Here is a 475-nt window from a genome sequence, read left to right on the forward strand (position 1 = left end):
GGTCCGGATACGGCGAATGCGCCGTCGCCGCGTACACGAGCGTGGCACCGAGCGAGAACATGTCGCTCGCCGGGGTGATGTCCCGCACGCCCTGCGCCTGTTCCGGCGACATGTAGGCGGGGGTGCCGACCGCGACCCCGGTCATGGTCAGCGAACCGAAGTCCGCGGCCCGGGAAATGCCGAAGTCGATCACCTTCGGGCCGTCGCTGGCGACCAGCACGTTGGACGGCTTGAGGTCSCGGTGCACCAGCCCGGCCGCATGCACGGACTCCAGGGCTTCCGCGATGCCGGCGGCGAGCCAGCGGATCGCACCGGCGGGCAGCGGACCGCAGGCGCGCACGAGGGTTTCCAGCGAGGGGGCGGGCACGTAGGCGGTGGCCAGCCACGGCACGGCGGCATCGGGGTCGGCGTTGACCACGGCGGCGGTGAACACACCGCTCACCCGGCGGGCCGCGGCGACTTCCTGCGCGAAACG

General features: G+C 72.8%; 1 protein-coding gene. It reads right to left on the reverse strand.

The window, feature by feature from the left end:
* The coding region (locus tag AC1DSF_RS30765) for a serine/threonine-protein kinase (RefSeq protein ID WP_478184099.1) at positions 1 to 475 on the reverse strand (475 nt) is incomplete at both ends.

It is taken from the genome of Variovorax sp. 01N429 (genome assembly GCF_056399425.1).